This is a genomic window from Pseudarthrobacter sp. LT1 (genome assembly GCF_035621795.1).
Classification (GTDB): Bacteria; Actinomycetota; Actinomycetes; order Actinomycetales; family Micrococcaceae; genus Arthrobacter.
In genome coordinates this window covers 1,103,983-1,127,600 of record NZ_CP141830.1, presented here as the reverse complement: position 1 = coordinate 1,127,600, position 23,618 = coordinate 1,103,983, and the positions used below count along the sequence as shown (strand labels likewise).

Here is a 23,618-nt window from a genome sequence, read left to right as displayed (position 1 = left end):
CTGTAATGGGACAGGCACGCGACGTCATGGACCGGCTGATGGCGGCCATGGACGCAAAGGACAGGGAAACGCTGGCGGGCTGTTACGCCGTGGACGCCGTGGTCCGCACCCCGGACCAGGACGCGATCACCGGCCGACAAGCCATCGCGGACTATTACTCACACTTCTGGGAAGCGATGCCGGACGTCAGGTACGAACGGACTGCCACGCATGAGGCCGGGGACGTGGCCGTCGTCGAAGGCTTCGTCGTTGGCACGAACACCGGGCAGCTGAGCCTGCCCACCGGCGGTACGCTGCCGCCCACCGGAAGACAGCTCAGGGTCAGGAGCTGCGACGTCGCTACGGTGAAGGACCGCGTGGTTACCTCGCACCACGCCTACTTCGACCAGATGGAACTCCTGGGCCAGCTCGGGCTGCTGCCCGAGCCGGCCCAGGGGTAAGGCCCAGGGGTAAGGGGCCTACCCGCTATACGCCGGCAGCCGCGGCGACGTTCGGCGTCTCCTCCGACGCCCCGGCGAGCCGGATCCAGGTGTCCACCACGGTGTCCGGGTTCAGCGAGACGGAATTGACGCCTTCCTTCACCAGCCACTCGGCGAAGTCCGGGTGGTCGCTGGGGCCCTGGCCGCAGATGCCCACGTACTTTTCCCGGGCCCGGCAGGCCTTGATGGCCATGCTGAGCAGCTTCTTCACGGCGGCGTCCCGCTCATCGAAGCTGTTGGCCACGATGGCCGAGTCGCGGTCCAGGCCCAGGGTCAGCTGGGTCATGTCGTTGGAGCCGATGGAGAAGCCGTCGAAGTATTCCAGGAACTCGTCGGCAAGCAGCGCGTTGGAGGGCAGCTCGCACATCATGATCACTTCGAGGCCGTTTTCGCCGCGGCGCAGGCCGTTCTCAGCGAGCAGTTCGATGACGCCCTGCGCCTCGTCCAGGGTCCGCACGAACGGGATCATCAGCTTGACGTTGGTCAGGCCCATCTCGTTGCGGACAAAGGACAGGGCCTCGCACTCGAGGTCGAAGCAGTCCCGGAAGGACGGCTCCAGGTAGCGGGACGCGCCGCGGAAGCCGATCATCGGGTTCTCTTCGTGCGGCTCGTAGGCCGGCCCACCGATCAGGTTGGCGTACTCGTTGGACTTGAAGTCGGACATGCGCACGATCACCGGTTCCGGCGCGAACGCCGCAGCGATGGTGGCCACGCCTTCGGCCAGCCGCTTGATGTAGTAGTCGCGGGGGCTGTCGTAGGCGCTGATCCGCTCACGGATCTCGGCGGCCACGTCCTCGGGCTGGCTGTCCAGGTTCAGCAGGGCCTTGGGGTGGATGCCGATCTGCCGGTTGATGATGAACTCCAGCCGCGCCAGCCCCACGCCGTGGTTAGGCAGCTGGGCGAAGGTGAAGGCCTGCTCCGGGGTGCCGACGTTCATCATGACCTTCACCGGCGCCTCAGGCATCTGCGTGATGCCGGTTTCCTCAACACTGAAGTCCAGCAGGCCCTGGTAGATGGTGCCGGTCTCGCCGTCGGCGCAGGAGACAGTGACCTCCTGGCCATCGGACAGCGAGTCAGTGGCGTTGCCGGTGCCCACGACGGCGGGAATCCCCAGTTCGCGGGCGATGATGGCGGCGTGGCAGGTACGGCCGCCGCGGTTGGTGACGATGGCGGAGGCCCGCTTCATGATGGGTTCCCAGTCGGGGTCCGTCATGTCGGCCACCAGGACGTCGCCGGTCTGGAAGGAGGCCATCTGGTCGATGGCGGTGAGGATCCGGACCTTGCCGGCGCCGATCCGCTGGCCGATGGCACGGCCTTCCACCAGCACGGGCCCGCTTTCGTTCAGGCGGAACCGGCTCATGCTGCCGGGGGCCCGGCGGGACTGCACGGTTTCCGGACGTGCCTGCAGGATGTACAGGCCGCCGTCGATCCCGTCCTTGCCCCACTCAATGTCCATGGGACGGCCGTAGTGCTTCTCGATGGCGACGGCGTGGCGTGCAAGCTGCTCCACGTCGTCGTCCGTCAGGCTGAAGCGCGAGCGCAGGGAGTCCTCCACCGGGACGAAATCGATGGTGCGGCCGATTTCGCTGCTGTTGGTGTACGTCATCTGCAGGGCCTTCTCGCCCAGGCCGCGCTTGAGGATCGCCGGGCGGCCGGCCTCCAGGGCGGGCTTGTAGACGTAGAACTCGTCCGGGTTCACGGCACCCTGCACGACGGCTTCGCCCAGGCCGTAGGAGGAGGTGACGAACACGGCGTCCTGGAAGCCGGACTCGGTGTCCATGGTGAACATGACACCGGACGCACCGACGTCGGAACGCACCATGCGCTGGATGCCGGCGGACAGTGCCACCTCGGCGTGCTCGAACTTGTGGTGCACGCGGTAGGCGATGGCGCGGTCGTTGTAGAGGGAGGCGAAGACGTCCTTGATGGCCTGCAGGATGTTCTCGATCCCGCGGACGTTCAGGAAGGTTTCCTGCTGCCCGGCGAAGGAGGCATCGGGAAGGTCCTCCGCGGTGGCGCTGGACCGTACCGCCCAGGACAGGTCGGCGGAGCCGGCGTGCTTGTCCACCAGCTGCTGGTACGCCTCGCGGACCTGCGCCTCGAAGTCCGGCAGGAAGGGGGTATCGCGGACCAGGGAGCGGATTTCTTGGCCGGCGGCGGCCAGGGCCGTCACGTCATCCGTGTCCAGTCCCACCAGCCGGTCGGCAATCTTCCGGTCCAGGCCGGAATCGGACAGGAACCTGCGGTACGCGTCCGCCGTGGTGGCGAACCCGTCCGGAACCTGGACGCCGGCCGAGGTCAGGTTCTGCACCATCTCGCCCAGGGAGGCGTTCTTGCCGCCCACCTTGTCCAGGTCCTTGAGTCCAAGTTCAGAGAACCACAGAACGTCAGTCGTCATGTTTACTGCTCCTTTGCAGAGGGTGGCGTAGGCATCGCCGGCCGCGCACGGTAGTGCCGGCCGGAAGAAAGATCCAGCTAACAGTTTCAGGTCTTCAGCGGACTTTCCACATGATGTGCGCTACGCCACGTTTGTGAAATTCCGGGCTAGTGCTTGAGGTTCATCCGCTGCAGGATGGTGGCCGCCATCTCCTCCACGGAGACGGTGGCCGAGTTCAGGTACGGAATGCGGTGCGAGACGTACAGCTGCTCGGCGCTGCGCAGCTCAAAACCGCACTGCCGCAGCGACGCATACGGGGAGCTGGGCCGCCGTTCGGTCCGGATCTGGCTGAGGCGCAACGGGTTGGAGGACAGGCCGAAACACTTCGACACGAAAGGCCGCAGCGGCTTGGGCAGCCCGTCGTGCTGGAAGTCTTCGTCCACCAGTGGAAAGTTTGCGGCGAAGATCCCGTGCTGGAGCGCCAGATACATGGTGGTGGGCGTCTTGCCGCACCGGGACGGGGCCACCAGGATCACCTGGGCCTTCTCCAGCGCACGCAGGCTCTGCCCGTCGTCGTGCTCCATCGCGTACTCCACCGCCGCCATCCGGGACTGGTAGCGCGCGGCGTTCCCGAGCCCGTGCGCGCGGCCCGGTTCGCCGCTGGCCGGTGCCCCCAGCGCCTGTTCCAGGACTCCCACGTGCGTACCGATCAGGTCCACGATGACGCCCTTGCAGCCGCCCAGGATCTGGCGTATTTCGCTGCTGACGGCGGTGGAAAAGACCAGCGGCTGCGGCCCGGTGGCAGCAAGGCCGTCGATGGTACGCACTACGGACCGGGCCTGTTCAGCCGTGGTGATGAAGGGAATGGTGACGCGGTCGAAGTTGTCCACGGGGAACTGCGTCAGCAGCGTATTCCCCAGGGTTTCCGCGGTGATGCCGGTGCTGTCCGACAGGAAGTAGACAGGCCGTAGAGCAGCAGTGGTCATGGGATGACTCTAGCGGGCAATGATGACGTCAAGCCTGCGCGGGCCATGGACGCCCTCCACGCGTTCGAGCTCGATGTCGCTGGTGGCACTCGGCCCGCTGATCATCGTGACGGGCCGGGTCCCGTCGATCCGGCCCAGCGCCTCGGGCAGGATCCCGGTAATATCGGCGGCCTTCACCACGCAGATATGGTGGTCCGGGACCAGGCTGATGGCGCGGCGGCCCTGGTTGGCGCTGCCGTCCAGGATGATGGTTCCCGTCTCGGCGACCGCCACGGCGCTGCCGGTCACCACGGCATCAATGCCATCGAGCTCGGCGACGCTGAGCGGTGCCGCCAGAGAGTCGACGCGGCGGCGGGACCCGCCGTCGTCGCCGGTTCCTGCCAGCCACCCGGCGTCGAACCCTTCGGGCACGACGAAACTGCGCGCCCCGTCAAGGAGCGACGCAATCCGTGCGGGCACCTCTGTTTCCGGAACCACCGCCACCTGCGCTTTGTAGTCCACCAGCCGGTCCACCAGGAGCTCGATCAGTGCGTCCGTGTCCAGCCCCGATGCTGCCCGGTATTCCCGCGGAATCTGCGGCGCCTGCGGGCTGTCCTGCAATGCTGCCCTGATCCGGGAGAGGATGTCTTCGCGTGCGGTCATTGCGGGGTTTCCTTCGTGTCTGGGGACGGCGTGCGGGACGGACCGGCCTCCGGTGTGCCGGGCGTGCCGGGTGCGCCGCCGGCGTCCCGGTGTTCCTTGGCCCACCAGTCCCGGAACGACTGCGCCGGCGGCGCCGGGATGTCGCGGCTTTGGGTCCAGCCGGCGGCGATGCCGGGCAGCTTGGTGATCTTCCTGTCCGGTCCCGCGGCCAGGCGGCCCAGCGGCAGCCCCTTCTCCACCAGGCCCAGCCGTTTGCCGGAGGACAAAGCCCAGGATGCGGCTTTCATGCCCACATCCATCTGGCTGGGGACCTTCTTCTTTCCGCGCTTGCTGTCCACATCCACGCTGCGCAGGTGCACCAGGATGTCCGGGATGTTGATCTTGACGGGGCAGGCGTCGTAGCAGGCACCGCACAGGGAGGAGGCGTACGGCAGGGAGTTGTTTTCCTCCGCCTCGATGCCGGTGAGCAGCGGGGAAAGAATCGCGCCGATGGGGCCCGGGTAGGTGGAGCCGTAGGCGTGGCCGCCCGTGCGCTCGTATACCGGGCAGACGTTCATGCAGGCGCTGCAGCGGATGCAGTGCAGGGCGGAGCGGCCCATTTCATCGGCGAGCGCGGCGCTGCGGCCGTTGTCCAGGAGCACCAGGTGCACGTTCTGCGGCCCGTCGCCCTCCGTTACTCCGGTCCACAGGGAGGTGTACGGGTTCATCCGCTCCCCGGTGGAAGAACGCGGGAGCAGCTGCATGAACACTTCCAGGTCCTGCCAGGTGGGCAGCAGCTTCTCGATGCCCATCACCGTGATCAGCGTTTCCGGAAGCGTGAGGCACATGCGGCCGTTGCCTTCGGATTCCACGACTGCCAGGGTGCCGGAGTCGGCAAGGGCGAAGTTGGCCCCGGACACGGCCACCTTCGCCGTGAGGAACTTCCGGCGCAGGTGCTCGCGGGCAGCCATGGCCAGGACGGAGGGATCGTCGGTCAGCGCAGGATCGGCACCGGGCATTTCGCGGAGGAAGATGTCCCGGATTTCGGTGCGGTTCTTGTGGATGGCGGGTACCAGGATGTGGCTGGGCTTGTCGTGGTCCAGCTGGACGATGAGCTCGGCGAGATCGGTTTCGAAGGCCCCGATGCCCTGCTCCTCGAGGTACTCATTGAGCCCGATTTCCTGGGTGGCCATGGACTTGATCTTGACCACTTCGGTTTCGCCGGTGTCCCGGACCAGCCCGGCCACGATTTCGTTGGCTTCCCCGGCGTCGCGGGCCCAGTGGATCACGCCGCCGCGTGCGGTGAAGTTCGTTTCGAACTCCTCCAGGAGCTCGGGCAGCCTGGCCATCACCGCCTGCTTGATGGCGGACCCCGCGTCGCGGAGCTCTTCCCAGTCGGGCAGTTCGGAGACCACGGCCTGGCGCTTGTCGCGGATGGTGTGGGTGGCATGGCCGAGGTTGGCGCGCAACTGCGCGTTGCCCAGTTCACGGTGCGCCGCCGTGGGGAAGGACTCCCCGGCGAACAGGTTGCCCGAGCCGAAGGCGGGCAGGGCGGGCATTCCCAGGAAGGTGGTCATCGCAGGGCCTTTCCGGTGGAGACGCGGACTTCGCCGATGACGGACGCCGGTTCTTCCATGGTGCTGGCGAGGATTTCGGCCAGGTGGAGGGTGGTGGTGGAGCTGCCCTGGCGGGACAGTCCGCCGCCGATGTGCATCAGGCAGGAGGCGTCCCCGCCGGTGCAGAGCTCGGCCCCGGTGGACTCGATGTTGGCCGCCTTGTCCTGGAGCATGGCCGACGAGACATCGGCGTTCTTCATGGAAAACGTGCCGCCGAATCCGCAGCACTGGTCCTGTTCGGGCAGCTCGGCAAGGTCGATTCCCTGCACGGTCCGCAGCAGTCGGGACTGCCTGTCACCGAGCCGCAGCAGCCGCATCCCGTGGCAGCTGGGATGGTAGGTCACCCGGTGCGGGAAGTAGGAACCCAGTTGGGCCCCGGCGTCGGTCACGCCCAGCACGTCCACCAGCAGTTCGGACAGCTCGTAGGTTTTGGTGCCGACGGCGGTGGCGCGGGCTTCCAGGGCAGCGTCGCCGCAGGCGCGCGCCACCATGGGGTGCTGGTGCTTGACCGAGGCCACGCAGGACCCGGACGGGGCGACCGCGACGTCGTAGTCCGCGGTGTCGAATGCGGCCACGTGGTTGGCGACCACCGGGACGGCTTCTTTGAGGTAGCCGCTGTTGACGTGCATCTGGCCGCAGCAGGCCTGGCCGGAGGGGAACACTACTTCGTGCCCCAGCCGCTCCAGGATCCTGACGGTGGCCTTCGCCGTGGCCGGGTACATCGCGTCCACGATGCAGGTGGCGAACAAGGCAATTCTCATGACGGCCTTCCGGAGGGTGAGCGTATGGTCTGACCACAGTAGACCACGTGATGGCCGCCACTGACAAGCCCGCGTTTGGATGGTGAACCGGCTCACATTCCAGCCAAAAGTGGGCTACACTTCCGTGGTCGGACCATTGTGGTCTGACCAAAGCCATCCCCATCGCCCTCATCGTGGAGGAACTTCGTGGACCACTTCACCCCCAGCACAGACCCGGTGCTGAACAGCGTTGCCTGGTCGGCCATCGTCGGCCTGCTGCCGCTGCTGACCTTCTTTGTCCTTCTCGCCGTCGTCAGGACCAAAGCCCACGTGGCCGGGGCCTTCGCCCTGCTGGTGGCCCTGGCCGTGGGCATCCTGGCTTTCAAGATGCCCGCAGGCCTGGCGCTTCTGTCCGCCACCCAGGGCGGGGTCTTCGGCGCCTTCCCCGTGCTGTGGATCGTGGTCATGGCCGTCTGGCTCTACCAGGTCACGGTGCTGAGCGGCCGTTTTGAAGACCTCCGCCGGGTGTTCGATGTCATTGGCGGCGGCGACGTCCGCCTGCAGGGCGTCCTGATCGCGTTCTGCTTCGGCGGCCTGCTCGAGGCCCTTGCCGGCTTTGGTGCGCCGGTGGCCATCACCGCCACCATGCTGCTGGCCCTGGGCCTGCCCCCGCTCCGGGCCGCTGCTGCCGTGCTGGTGGCAAACACCGCCCCGGTCGCCTTTGGTGCCATGGCCATCCCGATCACCACCGCTGCGGGACTCACCGGCCTGCACGCCACGGACATTGGTGCCATGGTGGGCCGCCAGGCGCCGCTGCTGGCAACCTTCGTCCCGCTGATCCTGCTCTTCATCCTGGACGGACGCAAAGGTTTGAAAGACTGCTGGCCTGCCGCGCTGGTCATCGGATTCTCCTTCGCCGCAGCGCAGTTCCTCTGCTCGAACTTCTTCTCCTACGAACTCACCGACATCATGGCTTCGCTGGTGGGCCTGGGCGCGGCTGTGCTGTTCTTCCGCTTCTGGAAGCCCCGGGGCACCACAGCAGCGCGTGACCGGCTGGGCGTCGCGGCGGAGGCCGCTGCGGCCGGTACCACGCCGGCAGGCCAGGGTCCGCGAAGCGCCCGGTCCGGCAGCGTGGCCACCCTAGAGGCGGCCGACGGCGAAAGCCTCACCCCGGCACGCACGTGGCTGGCACTGTTTCCCTACTTCCTGGTCATTGTGGTGTTCGGCATCGCCAAACTGTGGAAGCTCGGCGTCGACCTTCCGGCCGCCCTCGCCGCCACCGATGTCAAGGTTCCATGGCCTGTCCTGCACGACGCCCTGGTGGGCGCCGACGGCAAGCCGCTGTCCTCCACCGTCTACGTCTTCCAGTGGCTGTCCAGCCCGGGCACGCTCCTGCTGATCACGGGGTTGATCGTCGCGGCCGTCTACGCCCGCTTCGATGACGGCGGCCGCTTCCACATGACAGTAGGCAACGCCGTGGCCGAAATCGGACGGACCATCTTCAAGATGCGCTGGGCCGGCCTGACCATCATCACGGTGCTCGCCCTGGCCTACGTCATGAACAACTCGGGCCAGACGGTCTCGATCGGCGTCTGGCTGGCCGGCACCGGAAGCTTCTTCGCGTTCCTCTCCCCGGTGCTCGGCTGGCTGGGCACGGCCGTGACCGGTTCGGACACCTCCGCGAACGCACTGTTTGCCAAGCTGCAGCAGACTGCCGGCCTGAATGCAGGCATCGACCCGAACCTGCTCGTGGCCGGCAATACGGCCGGCGGTGTGGTGGGCAAGCTCATCAGCCCGCAGAACCTCGCCATTGCCGCCACCGCCGTGAACCTTGACGGCCAGGAGTCGGTCCTTCTGCGTAAGGTAGTCGGATGGAGCGTGGGGTTGCTTCTGGTGCTGTGCACCATCGTCTACCTGCAATCCACCCCAGTCCTGGGCTGGATGCTCCCGTAGCCCTCCACCCGCGCACAACCGGGGTGCGGGCCCTCCCGGCCCGCACTCCCCCACTCCAGAGGATCGCCCGTGACACCCGCCGCAGCCGGAGCAGCCCCCCGACGTCGAACCCACGATGCGCTCCTGAAAGACATTGAAGCGGACCTGCGGGCCGGCAAAATCAAGGTCGGAGACCGGCTCCCGGGCGAACGGACCCTGGCGGAAAACTATGGAATATCCAGGGCGTCCGTACGCGAGGCCATCCGTATCCTCGACGCCATGGGCGTGGTCCGCAGCTCGGTAGGCTCCGGTCCCACCTCCGGTGCCATTGTGGTCTCCGATCCGTCCGCCGGACTCTCCTCCGCCCTCCGGCTGCATGTTGCCAGCAACCGGCTGCCAGTCCAGGACATCGTCCAAACCCGTATCCTCCTGGAGACGTGGACTGCCCGCGCCGGTGCAGCGCGCGAAGGCGGCGACGCGGAGCGGAAACAGGCGGCCCAACTGCTGGAGGCCATGGACCAGCCCGAGCTGGACCGGGCAACCTTCCACGAGCTGGACGCCCGGTTCCATGTGGCGCTGAGTTCGCTTGCAGGCAACGAGGTCATGGCCACCATCATGGAGTCCCTCAGCGGCTCGATCGTGGGCTACGTCAAGGGAGCCATGGACGCGATGGAGGACTGGCCGGCGGTCCTGGCAGCATTGCGCACCCAACACCACGGAATCTTTGATGCCGTCCAGTCCCGTGACGGCGAACTCGCCGCACGCCTGCTGCGTGAACACATCGAATGGTTCTACCAGCGGGCCGGGGACGCCACCCCGCCCCACCCCATTACCTGATTTCTTGGAGCCACGCATGAGAACCACCGCAGGAGCCGAATCCCCCGTCCACCAGCTGGATCTGGATACCGTCAGCACGCGGGACCTGGACCGCCATGCCATGGCACACGACGCCTCGCACTACCTCCTGGTCCCGCAAGGGGTAGCCACCCCACGCAATGCCGCCGACGTGGGCGCCCTGCTCCGGCGCAGCCGGGAGCTTGGGCTTCCCGCCACCTTTCGTTCCGGTGGCACGAGCCTGTCCGGGCAGGCCCTGAGTGACAGCCTGCTGATCAACACCCGCCAGCATTTCCGCGGTGTTGAGGTGCTCGACGGCGGCGCCCGGGTCCGTGTCCAGCCCGGGGCCACGGTGCGCAGCGTCAACGCCAGGCTTTCCCCCTTTGGACGTAAGCTCGGCCCCGATCCCGCCAGCGAAATCGCCTGCACTGTGGGCGGTGTCATCGCCAACAACTCCTCAGGAATGGCGTGCGGCACTGAGTTCAACACCTACCGGACGCTGGAATCAATGGTGCTGGTGCTGCCCTCGGGCACGGTCATCGACACCGCCGACGACGACGCCGACCGGCGGTTGCGCGAGCTGGAACCGGAACTCCACGAGGGGCTCCTGAGGCTGCGCCGGCGGGTGGTGGGAAACGACGAGTCCGTACGCATCATCCGTTCACTGTTCTCGATGAAGAACACCATGGGCTACGGCGTGAACTCCTTTCTGGATTACGAACGTCCCGTGGACGTCCTGATGCACCTGATGATCGGCAGCGAGGGAACCCTCGGCTTCGTGGCGGAGGCTGTCTTCCGGACCGTCGAGGTCAAACCCGCCGTCGCCACCGGGCTGCTGGTCTTTAATACCCTCGAGGCGGCAATGGGAGCCCTGCCAGACCTGGTGTCCACCGGCCTTGCCACCATCGAACTCATGGACGCGGCAGCGTTGAAGGTGGCCCAGGCCGCCGCCGACGCCCCCGCCGCGATCCGTTCCCTGCCGGTCCAAGGACACGCCGCGCTGCTGGTGGAACACCAGGGCGCGGACGCCGCCGACCTGTCCGGCAAGCGGGCAGGCTCGCAGCAGCTGTTCGACTCGCTGGACCTTGCAACACCCTTCGCGCTGACCTCGGACCCGAAAGACCGGGCTGCCCTGTGGCACGTCCGCAAGGGCCTGTACACGGCCGTGGCCGGCGCCCGTCCCTCAGGAACCAACGCACTGCTGGAGGACATCGTTGTTCCGGTTCCCGCCCTTGCCGGCACCTGCGGCGAACTGACGCGGCTCTTCCACGAGCACCATTACAAGGAATCGGTGATCTTCGGGCACGCCAAGGACGGAAACGTCCACTTCATGCTCAACGAGCGCTTCGACGATCCGGACCAACTGCTGCGCTACCAGGCCTTCACCGACGAGATGGTGGACCTGGTCCTCGGCGCGGGCGGTTCACTCAAAGCCGAGCACGGGACCGGCCGCATCATGGCCCCCTTCGTCCGCCGCCAGTACGGCGACGAGCTCTACACAGTCATGCAGGAGATCAAACGGCTGATCGACCCGCCCAACCTCCTGAACCCGGGTGTGCTGCTCGCCGACGAACCACTCTCCTACATCGAGAACCTGAAGGTGGCTCCCACCGTCGAGGAGGAAGTGGACCGCTGTGTCGAGTGCGGGTACTGCGAACCGGTTTGCCCCAGCAAGGACATCACGCTTACTCCGCGCCAACGCATCGTGCTTCGGCGCGACATTGCTGCCGCCGAGCAGCGCGGCGACCACGCCCTCGCCGCCAGCCTGCGCAAGGACTATGACTACGACGGCGTGCAGACCTGCGCCGCCGACGGCATGTGCGTCACTGCCTGCCCGGTGTTGATCAACACCGGAGACCTGGTGCGGCGGCTCCGCAAGGAAAATGCCAACACCGTCGCCGCGGCCGGCTGGAACAAGGCCGCCGAGAACTGGGGCGCCGTGACCGCCGGCGGCGGCCTGGCCCTGACCGTAGCCAAGGCCATGCCGGCGTCGCTGCCAAAGGCCGCCACCGCCGTCGGCCGTGCGCTGCTGGGACCGGAGACGGTGCCCGCCTACGCCGACGTGCTGCCAGGCGGCGGTTCCAGGCGCCGGGAACGCCGGGACCCAGGCAGCATGGCGGTGTTCTTCCCGGCCTGCATCGGCACCATGTTCGGCCCTGCGGATGGCCCGGAAGGCAAGGGAAAGGGCTCGGCCCAGGCATTCCTGGACCTCTGCGAACGTGCCGGAGTGGGCATAACCGTCCCGGAAGGCATCGAGAGCCTGTGCTGCGGCACCCCGTGGAAATCCAAGGGCTTCTCCCAGGGCTATGACGCCATGACAGCCAAGGTCCTGGACCAGCTGTACGAGGCCAGCGGCCGCGGCAGGCTGCCCGTGGTGTGCGATGCCGCTTCCTGCACGGAAGGCCTGGACACCATGAAGCGTCTTGCCGGCGCGGACGGAGAACGGTATGCCGGACTGCGTTTTGTTGACTCGGTGGAGTTCGTCCAGCAGCACGTCCTGGGCCAGCTCACGGTGACTGCTCCGCTGGGTTCCATGGCTCTGCACCCCACGTGCTCATCCACCCAGCTGGGAACCAACCCCGCGCTGCTCGAAATTGCCGGGGCCGTCACGGAAGATGTCTTCGTGCCGCTCAACTGGGGCTGCTGCGCGTTCGCCGGCGACCGGGGCCTGCTCCATCCTGAACTCACCGACTCCGCGACCAACCGGCAGGCCGGCGAGATCAACGAGCGGGAGTTCGACGCCTACGCCTCTACAAACCGCACCTGCGAGCTGGGAATGTCCAAGGCGACTGGCCGCTCCTACCGCCACCTGCTGGAAATCCTCGAGGAGGCCACCAGGCCCTGAGGCATCCCCGCTAGACTTGGCCGGGCAAGGACGGATTGGGGGATCCAGGGCGGCACAGCCGCTTGTTCCGCTGGTCGGTCGCAGCCAGCGGACCCAAGGACCATCATGACCTTCTTCCAGGACTTTCCCGTCCCTCCCCTGCCGCCCCGGCCGCGGGCAACCAGGCTCGTCCCGCCGCCCTGGGTGGCCGCTCCCGCTTACGAAGTGCCGGCTGTTGTCCACCTCGGCAGGTTCGTGAGCCGGACGCCGGGAATGGTGGTGGCGGTCAAAGGCGCCGAAGTCTTCTCTACCGGGTGCCTGTTCAGTCTGTCCTGGCTCTTCCGCCGGACCGATCAATCCGATGGGGACTGGGACGATTTGCAGCCGCTGTTTTTCCAGCCTGGCAGGGGCTTTCATGGGCGCAGCGAACGGCAGACCGGGCTGATGTTCGGCGTCGAATTCCCCGATGGTTCAAAGGCCAGCACCGGCAGCCAGGTACCCTACGGGTTGATGGAACCGGGCACCAACCCGGAACCCCCGGTCCTCGCCCTGAACGGCGGTGGTGGCGGCGGTGGCGATGAGGAGTTCTCCGGCAGCGGCACGCTCTGGCTGTGGCCGCTCCCGCCGGACGGGGACCTCCGGCTGGTTTGCCAGTGGCCGGATTTCGGCCTGGCGGAAACGTCATTAATGCTCGACGGCGGGACGCTGCGGAGTGCCGCGGCGTCCGTTCAGCCGTACTGGCCGGAGGGGGAGCGCACTGATGGGTGACTTTACCGGGCTTGTCCTGTTTGTCCTCGTCGGGGCCGTCTTCTTCTACATCCTGTACGGCGTGATCCGCGCCGCGGTCCGCGATGGAATCCTGCAGGCCGACGAGCGGCGCGCGAGGCGCTCCGAACAGCTGAATTAGGCCTCCACCGCGGTGACGATGCTGCCGTACCCCTGCAGGAACATCCGCCGGCCCTGGCCTTCGTCGGTCCACACCCAGATAACGGAGTAATCCGATGTCACGGCGTCCACCACCCCGGTGCCGGAGACGGTTCCCTCGGCGAAACGGACCCTGTCCCCCGCGGCGATCCGGGGATGTCTGGTCCGCTTCCTCCTGGGCTTGAGGGCGGTTTGCCCTGCCGTCGCAGGGTCTGACGTGCAGGTGCTGACGTGCTGGCGCATGGGATTCCTCTGGGCTCGCGGGCGGACGGTCAGCTCATTACGACCCTGCCCGCTGCTCCCAGGTCACGCGCTGGGCGTGGTGGGAAAAGACTAACGCGGCGGCGCCCCTATGGGCACCGCCGCGTCCTTTCAAACCGAATGTGACTGGTTCATTCCGTCACCTGCTGGATGGTCAGTCCAGCGCCGCCACGGATCCCAGCGCATCCCAGGCGAAGCTGGCCAGCCAGTGCGTAGACATGAAGTCGCCGCTCTCCAGCCCGTGGAGCCCGGCCTTCAGCAACGGATCCAAGGCCTCGTTGAGCACAGCCGCCGCGGCGGAGGCCTCGGGCCTGGTGGATTCGCGGAGCGTGGCGATGATGCGTGCCACCTGTCCGGCGCGGGTCAGGTTTAGCCCGTGCAGATGCACCAGGTAGCCGTCGGTCTCATCCGTAACGCTCACCGGCTGCAGGATCCGCGACTCCACGGAAAGCTCCGGGAGGAACGCTGCGAACCAGGCGGCGAACTCATCAGCGGTCAGGACGCGGCGCATCAGGTCCGCCTCGCTCAGGCCGGCGGAGAGGAAGTCCTGGCCGCTGAGCTCCCAGTCGCCCGGCCAGCCGCGGTCATTCGCGAACCAGGTGCGGGCCGCTTCCTCGCAGGCCTTCGCCGCATCAGTACGGCCGAGCGAGCGGAAGGCATCCAGCATGTAGCCCACGCCGAATGCAGCATTCGTGTGCAGCCCGTGCCGCACCGGGTATTGGGCCTTGGCCATCCACGCCACGCTGAGCTCCGCCACGGCGTCCACCAGCGGATCCAGCGCGGTGCCCCATTCACGGAGCTGTGCATCGGAGGAGCCAGCACACGTGGCGGCCAGCCGCATCAGCCACGCCCACCCGTAGGGCCGCTCCCAGGAGGGGTTGGCTACCAGGTAGTCCCGTTCCACTGCCAGCTTGGCCGGCGTCAGGTTGGCGCCCAGTGCTTCCCGGAGCGACGCCCCGGTGGAGCTGTCCACCCAGGCTGCCGTGCCGCCGTCGGACGCTCCCGCCGGGGCAGCCCCTGCAGAAGGCGACCCGTGGGTGCCGCCCAACAGGCTGGCCCCCAGCCAGTGCATGTGCACGCAGGAGTGCCAGTCGAAGGAGGTGTAGAAGGCGGGGTGGATCTGCTCCGGAGTGGGCCGGTCGTCAGCGGACACCTGGGTGTGGTGGGCCGAGTGCGGGAAGGCCTCTGAAAGGTTGCCCAGCACCACGGCCGCATAATCCGGTGCCGCCTGTGCGCGAAGATCGTTGTCCATGGTGCTCCTTTGCGAAGGGGTTTAGTGGAAGGCCAGGAAGTACATCAGCGCGATGTTGACCGCCAGCAGCGGGATGGCCGTGCCCACCTGCGCCGTGATGACGCCGTACTTGTTCTTCATTTCCAGCAGCGCGGACGGCACCAGGTTGAAGTTGGCGGCCATGGGGGTGCAGAGCGTGCCGCAGAAGCCGGCCAGCATGCCGATGGCGAAGACGATGGCGGGGTCGCCGTGGAACGTCTGCACCAGCACCGGCCAGCCGATCGCCGCTGTCATGATGGGGAACGCCGCGAAGCCGTTGCCCATCAACACGGTGAACAGGAACATGCCGATGCAGTAGACCAGCACGCCGGCGATCAGGGAGCCCTTGGGCAGCAGGCCGGAGGCAAGGGTCCCCACGGCGACGCCCACGCCGGCCTTGGTGAACAGGATGCCCAGCGTGGTGAGCATCTGCGGCAGCAGCGCGGCCCACCCAATGGATTCCAGGATGCGGCGGCTTTCGAAGATGGGCGTCGCCGGGTTCTTGGGCTTGAGGATCAGGAGGGCGACGACGACGGCGGCCACGGCGCCGATGGCCAGGGCTACCAGCGTGGTGTTCTTGGGATCCAGCAATGGGGTGCCGCCGAAGTTCAGCACCGGCGCGGCGAGCACCAGGATGACCGTGACCAGCGGCAGCGTCAGGGCCGGGATGAAGAGTTTGTTGCCGAAGCGCTTGGCGTAGGCCTCCCGCTCCGGCCCGGTGGAGGTGCGGTGCTTGCCGTGGCCCAGCAGGCCGGTGGAGGCCAGGACCACCAGCACCAGGACGGCGATGCCCAGGATCCAGCCCGGCGCGGTGCCGGCCTGGACCCAGGTGCTGTAGAAGAAGCACAGGCCCAGGATGCCCCAGAAGGCGGAGCTTCCCCAGCGGCGCGGGTGGTTGGCGTCGGCGGCGATCAGCGATGCCCAGGCGACGAACAGAATGCCGACCAGCCAGTAAACGGCTTCAACGTTGATCATTTGGCTTCTCCTGCGGTTTCCTTCTGGGCGGTGAGCTCAAACTCGCGGTATTCCTTGTCCAGCTGCTTGTCCAGGCGCAGGAGCCGGAAGCCGTGGATGAGGAACGCGGCGATGGCGGTGGGGATGGCCCAGAGGGCCAGCTGGAGCGGTTCCAGGTGGAGGTGGTACGTGGTGTCGACGAACGTGGTAATCAGCAGGATGGAGCCCACGGCCACGAACACGTCCTCGCCGAAGAACACGCCCACGTTGTCCGCGCCGGCGGAGTGGCCCTTGATCTTCTCGCTGATCTTTTCCGGCACGTGCCCGTAGCGCCGCAGCGCTGCACCCTCGGCCATGGGGAATACCAGCGGGCGGACGGTCTGGGCGTGGCCGCCGATGCTGGTCAGGCCCACGGCGGCGGTGATCTGGCGGACGGCCAGGTAGCCGATCAGGACGCGGCCGGCAGTCAGCTTGGCGAGCCGGCCAATGAGGATCTTGGCTTGCTCCTGCAGTCCGAAGAACTCGATGATGCCCACCACCGGCAGCACCGCCACGAAGATGGTGACAGAACGGCTGCTGGCGAAGCCGGTGCCGAACGAATCGAGGATCTGTGCGGGGTTCATCCCGCCCAGCAGTGCGGTGACGATGCCGGCGACGGTGACGACAATCAGGGGGTTCAGGCGGATGGCGAAGCCAACGATCACCAGCAGCACCCCGATGAGTACAAGCATGATTATCCCTTCCCAGGGGACCCGTGACGGGTCTGCGAAAGTGGGGGCCGGCGCGTCCGTGCCCGGTTGACTGGTTGGGCGGCGCCGAGGGGCGGGAGCCCCGGTTACGTCAGAGCTGCAGGATGTAGTGAGCTGCAGAACAACGGTGTGATCCACAGCATACCGTTTTGTTCAACAATCCTGCAACCCCTCCCTTGGAAGGGCCTGGGTCAGCGTTCGACGGCGGCGAGCAGCTGCGCTTCGGCGCGGTCCAGGTAGGCGGACAGGAAGTCCGCTGCCGCGGCCCGGTCTCCGGCTTCCATGAGCTCCACGATCCTGGCGTTGTCCTCCACGTACGGCTCATGGAATGCGGGGTTGGCGGCCATGGAGTGGAACACCAGGCGCATTTCGGCCAGGACCTGGTCCATGAGGCTGTTGAGCCGCTCACTGCCGGCACGGTCTACGAGGGCACGGTGGAAGTCCTGGTTGGCGCCCGCCATGCCGGGAATGTCCCCCTCCACGGCGGCAGCCCTCGCTGCCTTGATGATCGCGGCCAGGGGCTCCATGGACGTTTCTCCGGACCACAGCACCGCCGCAGGTTCCAGGAAGCGGCGGACGCGGTAGATCTCGCGGATGTCATCCGCCGTCGGGTGGGCGACGAAGACGCCCCGGTTGGGGATGCGGGTGACGATGTGCTCGGCGTGGAGCGCGGTGAACGCCTCCCGCAGGGTGTTGCGTGACACGCCAAGGGCCTCGCGGAGGGCTTCCTCCGCGAGCTTGGAACCGGGCTTGAGCTTGCCGGCCGCGATGCGGCTGCGGAGCTGGGCGGCCACCCAAAGCCCGGTCTCGGAGTGCTTTGTGGTCCTGGCCTGGGCCTGGAGATCGGCCAGCACCTCGTCAAACGTCATGGCACCACGATATCGGCCCGCGGCCGCACCAAAGGCCTGTTGCCCCCCGGGACCCGCTCATCCAGTCGCCGGCATCACCCGATGCTGGTGAGCACCTGGCCGGGCGCGACGGGGTCCCCTGCCGCTGCGAACTGCTCACCCAGCGTGCCGGCCCGGTGGGCGGCGACGGCGGTCTCCATCTTCATGGCTTCGAGCACCAGGACCGTTTCCCCTTCCTCGACCGAGGCTCCGGGCTGGGCCAGCCACTTGACCACTGTGCCGGCCATGGTGGCCAGCAGGTCGCCGTCGTTCTGCTCCGACTCTTCCTCCGCCTTCTGCTGCGGGCCGTCCGCGCCGTCCCGGCCGGCTGCACCGCGTCGGCCGCCGCCGTCCAGCAGTGAATCCAGCAGCGCCTTGGGCAGCCCCAGCTCCATCCGTTTGCCGTCCACCTCGATGCCGATGGTCCGGCGGGGCTCCTCCGGGGCGGCGGGGCTGAAGGCAGGGTCCGCCTCCAGGGATGCGGCGAACCCGCTCTCGATCCAGGTGGTGTAAATGTCCAGCCCGTCGGTGCGGGTGAAGTCCGGGGCCTCCACCACGGCCCGGTGGAACGGCAGCACGGTGGCCAGGCCGCCGATGCGGAACTCGCGCAGGGCGCGGCGGGCGCGGCGGAGGGCCTGCTGCCGGTCCACGCCGGTGACCACCAGTTTGGCGAGCAGGGAGTCGAACTGCCCTGGCACCACGGAACCGGCGCGGACACCGGTATCCACGCGGATGCCGGGCCCGGTGGGCACCTCGAACCCGGTGACGGCGCCCGGGGACGGCAGGAAGCCGCGGCCCGGGTCCTCGGCGTTGATCCGGAACTCGAACGCGTGGCCGCGCGGTTCCGGGTCCTCCAGGATGGGAAGTTCCTCCCCCGCCGCGATGGCCAGCTGGGCTGCCACCAGGTCCACGCCCGAGGTCTCCTCCGTGATGGGGTGCTCCACCTGCAGCCGGGTGTTCACCTCCAGGAAGCTCAGGAAGCCGCTGCCGTCCAGCAGGTACTCCACCGTGCCGGCGCCCACGTAGCCGGCTTCGCGGCAGATTGCCTTGGCCGAAGCGTGGATCGCCGCCCGCTGGTCGGGGGTGAGGAAGGGTGCGGGGGCCTCTTCCACGAGTTTCTGGTGGCGGCGCTGCAGCGAGCAGTCGCGGGTGCCCACCACCACCACGTTGCCGTGCGTGTCAGCGATGACCTGGGCTTCGACGTGGCGGGGCCGGTCAAGGAATTTCTCCACGTAGCATTCGCTGCGGCCGAAGGCGGCGAGGGATTCGCGGACGGCGGAGTCGAAGCTCTCCTCGATGTCGGCCTGGTTCCGGACCACCTTCAGGCCGCGGCCGCCGCCGCCAAAGGCGGCCTTGATGGCGACGGGGAGTCCCACTTGCTCGGCGAACGCCCGGACCTCGGCGGCGCTGGCCACCGGGCCGTCGCTGCCCGGGGCCAGCGGAGCGCCGGCGCGGACGGCCACTTCGCGGGCGCTGACCTTGTCGCCCAGGAGCCGGATGGTTTCCGGGGACGGGCCGATCCAGGTCAGGCCGGCGTCGATGACTGCCTGGGCGAAGCCGGCGTTTTCGGACAGGAAGCCGTAGCCGGGGTGGACGGCGTCGGCGCCGCTTTTCGCCGCGATGGCGAGGATCTTCTCGATGTCCAGGTAGGTGTCCTGGGGCCTGGAACCGGGCAGCGCGTACGCCTCGGTGGCGGCGGAGACGTGCAGTGCGTCGGCGTCGGGATCGGCGTAGACGGCCACGCTTTCCAGGCCTGCATCGTCGCAGGCCCGGGCGATCCGGACGGCAATCTCGCCTCGGTTGGCAATGAGGACTTTACGCATGGGGGCTTTCCTTAGGTGTTTCGGGCAGTTCTGCCGGGAGCATGGCGGCGAACCGCACGGTGGTGCCGGGGGGAAGTTGGGCGGCTTTGTCCAGGTCTGCGTGGACGACGACGGCAATCACCGGATACCCGCCGGTCACCGGGTGGTCGGAGAGGAACAGGACGGGCTGGCCTTCCGGGGGTACCTGCACGGCGCCGCGGACGGTTCCCTCGCTGGCCAGTTCACCGTCCCGGTTTCGGGTGAGCGCGTGGCCGTTCAGCCGCAGGCCGATCCGGTTCGACTGCGGTGTGACGGTCCACTCCTGTTTGAGGAAGTCCTGCAGGGTTTCGTCGCTGAACCAGTCCTGCCGAGGCCCGGGGACCACCCGCAGCACGGTGGCTTCGTCCCGGTCCGGGAGGGGCGAGACCTCGGGGTGGCCCACGATGCTCCCGGGTGCGGGAGTCCGCACGGGCAGGATGGTGCCCGCCTGAAGCGGTTCGGGGCCGATGCCGGACATGGTGTCCGTGGAACGGCTGCCCAGGGCTTCGGGTCCGCCGAGTCCGCCGCGGACACCCACGTAGGAGCGGAGGCCTGCGGCGGGGGTGCCGACGGTCAGCCGCTCCCCTGCCAGGAGGGCAAAGGGGGTGTCGCACGCCGGGTGGCGTACCGCCGTCGTCCGCTGTTCTGCTTCGATGGCCACCTGCTCTTCCGCAGTCCGCGGCTCTTCCGGGGGCGTGATCTCCAACGGAACGGCTGCGCCGGTGACGGCAAGGACTTGGTCGCTGAGGGCAACGAGTTCGAGTCCGCCGAAGAGGAGTTCGATTCCGGCGTCGCCTTCGCTGTTGCCCACCAGGCGGTTGGCGCGGCGGAGTGCTCCGCGGTCCATGGCGCCGGCGCTGCTGACGCCCAGCGACGCGTAGCCCGGGCGGCCCAGATCCTGAATGGTGGACTGCAGTCCGGGCTTGCGGACGGCGAGGCCTTCGGTGGCTTGTTCTTCTTTTGAAGCCGCGCCGGTACCGGACTGTTGGTGGTGGGTCACGGTCGCCTGGGCACGGATAGCGTTGAACCGGACGGTGTCCCCGGGCCGGACCAGCGCGGGACTCTCCCGGCCCAGGTCCCACATGGCGGCATCGGTCCGGCCGATCAGTTGCCAGCCGCCCGGGGACTGCCGGGGGTAGACGGCCGAGTAGGCGCCGCCCAGGGCAACAGCTCCGGCTGGGACGGCGGTGCGCGGCGAGCGGCGGCGGGGAACCTCCAGGCTGGAATCCTGCCCGGTGAGGTAGGCGAAGCCCGGAGCAAAGCCGGCGAAGGCCGCCGTCCACAGCTGGCCGGTGTGCGCTGCAACTACTCCCCCGCGGTCCAGCCCGGTGAGCGCGGCCACCTCATCCAGGTCCTCGCCGTCGTACACCACGTCAATGGTGACCAGCGTGCTCGCGGTTTCCGCGGGCACCTCGAGGTCCAGGCTGCGGACGTGCGCGGCCAGTGCCTGCGCTGCCTGCGGCGAATCCGCCGTAATGAGGACCGTGCAGGCGGCAGCGATGACGTCCACCTGGCCCGGCTGCGGATGTGCGGTGAGCTGCGCCTGGAGGCTGAGGACAGCGCCCAGGGACGGCAGCTCCACCAGGATGGCCCTGTCCCCTGCGGGGCGGATCCCGGTCAGGGCCGTGTGGGCGGCCGCGTAGGCTGCGTGCTGCTGCGCGGTCATGGCTAGGCGAAGCTCTGTATCTGGATGCCGGCGTCCACCAGTGCGGCGCGGACGGCAGCGGCCATCGCCACGGACCCGGGAGTGTCACCGTGCAGGCAGATGCTCTCCGCCTTGACGGGGACCAGGGAGCCGTCAATGGCACGGACCACGCCGTCGGTGGCCAGGCGCAGGACATGCTCGACGACGTCCGCCACCTCGTGCAGCACGGCGCCGGGTTCGCGCCGGGAGACCAGGGTGCCGTCCGGATTGTAGGCCCGGTCGGCAAACGCCTCGGCCACGGTGCGCAGTCCGGCAGCTTCGGCCTGGCGCTGGATCTCGGAGTTCGGGAGCACCATGAGTGGCAGCGTGGGGTCAACGGCGAGGATCGCTGCCACCACGGCACCGGCCTGCTTGGGGTGGTTCACGAGGGTGTTGTAGAGGGCGCCGTGGGGCTTGACGTAGCGGACGGCTGTTCCGGCTGCGAGGGCTACTGCCTGGACGGCGCCGATCTGGTAGACGACATCAGCGGTCAGCTCTTCCGGGGTCATGTCCACGAAGCGGCGGCCGAATCCGGCCAGGTCCCGGTAGCCGGGATGTGCACCGACGGTGACGCCGGCCTTCACGGCGGCCTGGCAGGTGGCCATGATACCCACGGGATCGCCCGCGTGGAAGCCGCAGGCTACGTTGGCACTGGACACACTCTCGAAAATGGCGGCGTCATCGCCGAAGGACCAGTTCCCAAAGGACTCGCCGACGTCGCTGTTCAGGTCGATGCTGGGCATTGTGATCTCCGTCTCGGATTGGTGTCCTTCAAGAATGCCCTAAAAAGCCGGATTGTTCAACAATCTGAGAAAGACGACTGCTTCAGAATCTGTGCAAGGCGTCATGGAGCATCTGGCGGCCTTGTCTTTCGAACTCGTGATCGCCAACGTTGTATGCCCAAGCGGCCGTGGAAACGGCTTCCCGCAGCTGCATGACGTTCCAGAGCTCACTGTCCCTGGGATCTGAGCCGTAGCCCGCAAAGAAGGCTGGCTCCAGCTGCGGATCAGTACGCCATTGCTGTACTGCAAGACGACAGAAATCGCTGGCAGCCGGCCTGAACTCAAACCTGCCAAAGTCGATGACCCTTACCTCGTTGCCGTCTACGAGCCAGTTGCGCGGCTGCCAGTCACCGTGGGTCGGAACAACATCGACTGGCCTCGGCTCATAGGTGCCGAGTATGGCCCGCGCCTTTGCTGCGTCAGAGTCCTCGATGCGGTGGGGTTCTCCGAGCCATGCGAGGACCTTGGCAGTCGCGGCCGCCTCATAGTCCGGGTCACTGCGCACGGCCTGGTGGTGAAAAGCTCGTAGGAGGGCACCGGCTTGAACGTACGTCTCCGCCGCATATTCGGCTTCGGTGCCTTCTACCAGGCACCCTTCCAGATACTCCGATACCAGGACGCTCGCAGAGCGGTCGGCGTGTATGAGTTTTGGTGCACGGTTCTGACAGGACAAGACACGGACCCAGGATTGGTGGGCTCTAATCTCACGCTCAATGTGGTGGTTGGCAGGACCGCCGGCCTTGACGATATATCTGCCCCTTGCGCTCTCCACCTCAAGAACCGCGGTATCAATGAGGTCCCAGGAAAGATCACTCACCAGACGGACCCCCGGAAGCCAGGTTTCCACGAGGCCAGCCTGCCGTGTACTCAGCCGGTTGCTGTGCCAGGATTCCATTCCGGCAGACTACCCGGTCCGGGCCGCCGCCCAACTCTAGACTTGCTGCGTGGCTGATATTGAGGACCAGGTCCGCCGGGCCTACGCCGGGGGTGCTGCCGAGTACACCCGTCTGCTAGGCGATATCGCGGATATGGATGAGCGTGACCGCGACCGCATTAGCGGGTGGGCTCTGCAGATTGACGGACCAGTGATCGACGCAGGATGTGGTCCGGGGCATTGGACAGATTTTCTGCATCAGCGCGGTGTCGATATTTGCGGCGTTGATCTCGTTCCAGAATTCATTGAAATGGCCCGCTCCCGCTTCCCCGCTGTTCCCTTTCGGACTTCCTCGTTCCACACCCTTGCTCTGCAGGACGAAAGCCTCAGTGGAGTGCTCGCCTGGTATTCATTGATCCATCTCCAACCAACAGTGCTGCCCACAGCTCTCGCCGAGTTTCGGCGCGTTCTAAGACCGGACGGGCGCCTTCTTGTCGGCTTCTTCGAAGCGCCGGCTGCGGAGCCGTTTCAACATGCCGTCACCGAGGCCTTTTACTGGTCCGTGCCGCGGATGCGCGTGTTGTTGGAGAACGCCGGTTTCAAGGTCCTCGACACTGAAATGCGCAGGGATGAGGGTGGGCGGCGGCCCCATGCTGCCATGACAGCGACTGCCCTTTAAGGGTCCTCTGGTTTTTCGGGTTAAGGCCCCAACCGTGTGTGGTTGGGGCCTCGACCATGAATGATGTTCCGGCGGTGACCTACTCTCCCACACCCTCCCGGGTGCAGTACCATCGGCGCTGTGGGTCTTAGCTTCCGGGTTCGGAATGGGACCGGGCGTTTCCCCCACGCTATGACCGCCGTAACCCTTCTACCCGTCACCAACCCGTGTGGGGGGTGGTGTGGGAAATCTGTGGTTACAACATGTGGTGTTGTATGTAGTTGTGTTGGTTCCTACCGTGCCCGTGTTGGGGGGTTGTTGGTTG

General features: G+C 67.2%; 21 protein-coding genes and 1 rRNA gene. 7 read left to right on the top strand and 15 right to left on the bottom strand.

Translation table 11 applies throughout. The annotated features are described in order from the left end of the window. Nucleotides 1–5: 5 nt before the first annotated feature. Nucleotides 6–440, top strand: a complete 435-nt coding sequence (locus VIK36_RS05415; protein WP_324644364.1) for a nuclear transport factor 2 family protein — start codon at nt 6–8, stop codon at nt 438–440. A gap of 25 nt (nt 441–465) precedes the next feature. Here VIK36_RS05415 and ppsA read toward each other — a convergent pair whose 3' ends face one another. The 5 genes from ppsA to VIK36_RS05390 form a co-directional block, all read right to left on the bottom strand. Then, nucleotides 466–2,877, bottom strand: coding sequence for a phosphoenolpyruvate synthase (gene ppsA / locus VIK36_RS05410; RefSeq protein WP_324644362.1), 2,412 nt, complete (start codon nt 2,875–2,877; stop codon nt 466–468). A 146-nt stretch (nt 2,878–3,023) separates the two neighbouring features. After that, nucleotides 3,024–3,842, bottom strand: coding sequence for a pyruvate, water dikinase regulatory protein (locus tag VIK36_RS05405; protein ID WP_255174654.1), 819 nt, complete (start codon nt 3,840–3,842; stop codon nt 3,024–3,026). 9 nt (nt 3,843–3,851) lie between these two features. Next, nucleotides 3,852–4,484: a lactate utilization protein C gene (locus VIK36_RS05400; protein WP_324644361.1), complete on the bottom strand. Its 633-nt coding sequence runs from the start codon at nt 4,482–4,484 to the stop codon at nt 3,852–3,854. After that, the gene (locus tag VIK36_RS05395; RefSeq protein WP_324644360.1) at nt 4,481–6,040 is read right to left on the bottom strand and encodes a LutB/LldF family L-lactate oxidation iron-sulfur protein; all 1,560 of its coding nucleotides are present in this window, start codon (nt 6,038–6,040) and stop codon (nt 4,481–4,483) included. The genes VIK36_RS05400 and VIK36_RS05395 overlap by 4 nt, the downstream gene beginning before the upstream one ends. Beyond that, nucleotides 6,037–6,840: a (Fe-S)-binding protein gene (locus tag VIK36_RS05390; RefSeq protein WP_324644358.1), complete on the bottom strand. Its 804-nt coding sequence runs from the start codon at nt 6,838–6,840 to the stop codon at nt 6,037–6,039. The genes VIK36_RS05395 and VIK36_RS05390 overlap by 4 nt, the downstream gene beginning before the upstream one ends. A 186-nt stretch (nt 6,841–7,026) precedes the next feature. On the opposite strand from VIK36_RS05390, the gene VIK36_RS05385 reads away from it, so the two are divergent. The 5 genes from VIK36_RS05385 to VIK36_RS05365 all read left to right on the top strand — a co-directional run bounded on the left by VIK36_RS05385 (nt 7,027) and on the right by VIK36_RS05365 (nt 13,316). Next, nucleotides 7,027–8,772: an L-lactate permease gene (locus VIK36_RS05385; RefSeq protein WP_324644356.1), complete on the top strand. Its 1,746-nt coding sequence runs from the start codon at nt 7,027–7,029 to the stop codon at nt 8,770–8,772. Nucleotides 8,773–8,841: 69 nt separating this feature from the next. Beyond that, entirely contained in the window at nt 8,842–9,588 is a 747-nt protein-coding gene (locus VIK36_RS05380) for a FadR/GntR family transcriptional regulator (protein WP_159632741.1), read from the top strand. 16 nt (nt 9,589–9,604) lie between these two features. Next, nucleotides 9,605–12,430 (top strand): FAD-binding and (Fe-S)-binding domain-containing protein, encoded by a 2,826-nt coding sequence (locus VIK36_RS05375; RefSeq protein WP_324644355.1) that lies wholly within the window; start codon nt 9,605–9,607, stop codon nt 12,428–12,430. A gap of 105 nt (nt 12,431–12,535) precedes the next feature. Beyond that, nucleotides 12,536–13,177 carry a hypothetical protein gene (locus VIK36_RS05370; protein ID WP_324644354.1) on the top strand — a complete coding sequence of 214 codons (642 nt, stop codon included), beginning with the start codon at nt 12,536–12,538 and terminating at the stop codon, nt 13,175–13,177. Next, on the top strand, nt 13,170–13,316 hold the full coding sequence (locus VIK36_RS05365; protein WP_307429961.1) for a hypothetical protein: 147 nt from the start codon (nt 13,170–13,172) through the stop codon (nt 13,314–13,316). The genes VIK36_RS05370 and VIK36_RS05365 overlap by 8 nt, the downstream gene beginning before the upstream one ends. On the opposite strand, the gene VIK36_RS05360 is transcribed toward VIK36_RS05365, so the two are convergent. From VIK36_RS05360 to VIK36_RS05320, 9 genes are all read right to left on the bottom strand, one after another. After that, on the bottom strand, nt 13,313–13,576 hold the full coding sequence (locus VIK36_RS05360; protein WP_255174645.1) for a hypothetical protein: 264 nt from the start codon (nt 13,574–13,576) through the stop codon (nt 13,313–13,315). The two genes, VIK36_RS05365 and VIK36_RS05360, sit on opposite strands and share 4 nt — an antisense overlap. A gap of 172 nt (nt 13,577–13,748) precedes the next feature. After that, on the bottom strand, nt 13,749–14,846 hold the full coding sequence (locus VIK36_RS05355; protein WP_324644353.1) for a DUF2891 family protein: 1,098 nt from the start codon (nt 14,844–14,846) through the stop codon (nt 13,749–13,751). A 21-nt stretch (nt 14,847–14,867) separates the two neighbouring features. Continuing rightward, nucleotides 14,868–15,839 carry a DUF979 domain-containing protein gene (locus VIK36_RS05350; RefSeq protein ID WP_324644351.1) on the bottom strand — a complete coding sequence of 324 codons (972 nt, stop codon included), beginning with the start codon at nt 15,837–15,839 and terminating at the stop codon, nt 14,868–14,870. Beyond that, a complete protein-coding gene (locus VIK36_RS05345; RefSeq protein WP_141157917.1) occupies nt 15,836–16,549 on the bottom strand; it encodes a DUF969 domain-containing protein in 714 nt (237 codons plus the stop codon). The genes VIK36_RS05350 and VIK36_RS05345 overlap by 4 nt, the downstream gene beginning before the upstream one ends. Nucleotides 16,550–16,758: 209 nt before the next feature. Beyond that, nucleotides 16,759–17,436, bottom strand: a complete 678-nt coding sequence (locus tag VIK36_RS05340) for a GntR family transcriptional regulator (RefSeq protein ID WP_324644350.1) — start codon at nt 17,434–17,436, stop codon at nt 16,759–16,761. Nucleotides 17,437–17,510: 74 nt separating this feature from the next. Further along, nucleotides 17,511–19,277 carry an acetyl/propionyl/methylcrotonyl-CoA carboxylase subunit alpha gene (locus VIK36_RS05335; RefSeq protein WP_324644349.1) on the bottom strand — a complete coding sequence of 589 codons (1,767 nt, stop codon included), beginning with the start codon at nt 19,275–19,277 and terminating at the stop codon, nt 17,511–17,513. Continuing rightward, complete coding sequence (locus tag VIK36_RS05330; protein ID WP_324644348.1) at nt 19,270–20,961, bottom strand: 5-oxoprolinase/urea amidolyase family protein; 1,692 nt, start codon at nt 20,959–20,961, stop codon at nt 19,270–19,272. Before VIK36_RS05330 ends, VIK36_RS05335 begins: the two co-directional genes overlap by 8 nt. 2 nt (nt 20,962–20,963) lie before the next feature. Further along, on the bottom strand, nt 20,964–21,722 hold the full coding sequence (locus tag VIK36_RS05325; RefSeq protein WP_324644347.1) for a 5-oxoprolinase subunit PxpA: 759 nt from the start codon (nt 21,720–21,722) through the stop codon (nt 20,964–20,966). A gap of 82 nt (nt 21,723–21,804) precedes the next feature. Beyond that, nucleotides 21,805–22,656, bottom strand: coding sequence for a phosphotransferase (locus VIK36_RS05320; protein WP_324644346.1), 852 nt, complete (start codon nt 22,654–22,656; stop codon nt 21,805–21,807). A gap of 49 nt (nt 22,657–22,705) precedes the next feature. On the opposite strand from VIK36_RS05320, the gene VIK36_RS05315 reads away from it, so the two are divergent. Beyond that, a complete protein-coding gene (locus VIK36_RS05315; protein WP_324644345.1) occupies nt 22,706–23,314 on the top strand; it encodes a class I SAM-dependent methyltransferase in 609 nt (202 codons plus the stop codon). 66 nt (nt 23,315–23,380) lie between these two features. Here VIK36_RS05315 and rrf read toward each other — a convergent pair. Continuing rightward, a 5S ribosomal RNA gene (gene rrf, locus VIK36_RS05310) occupies nt 23,381–23,497 on the bottom strand. Nucleotides 23,498–23,618: the final 121 nt, after the last annotated feature.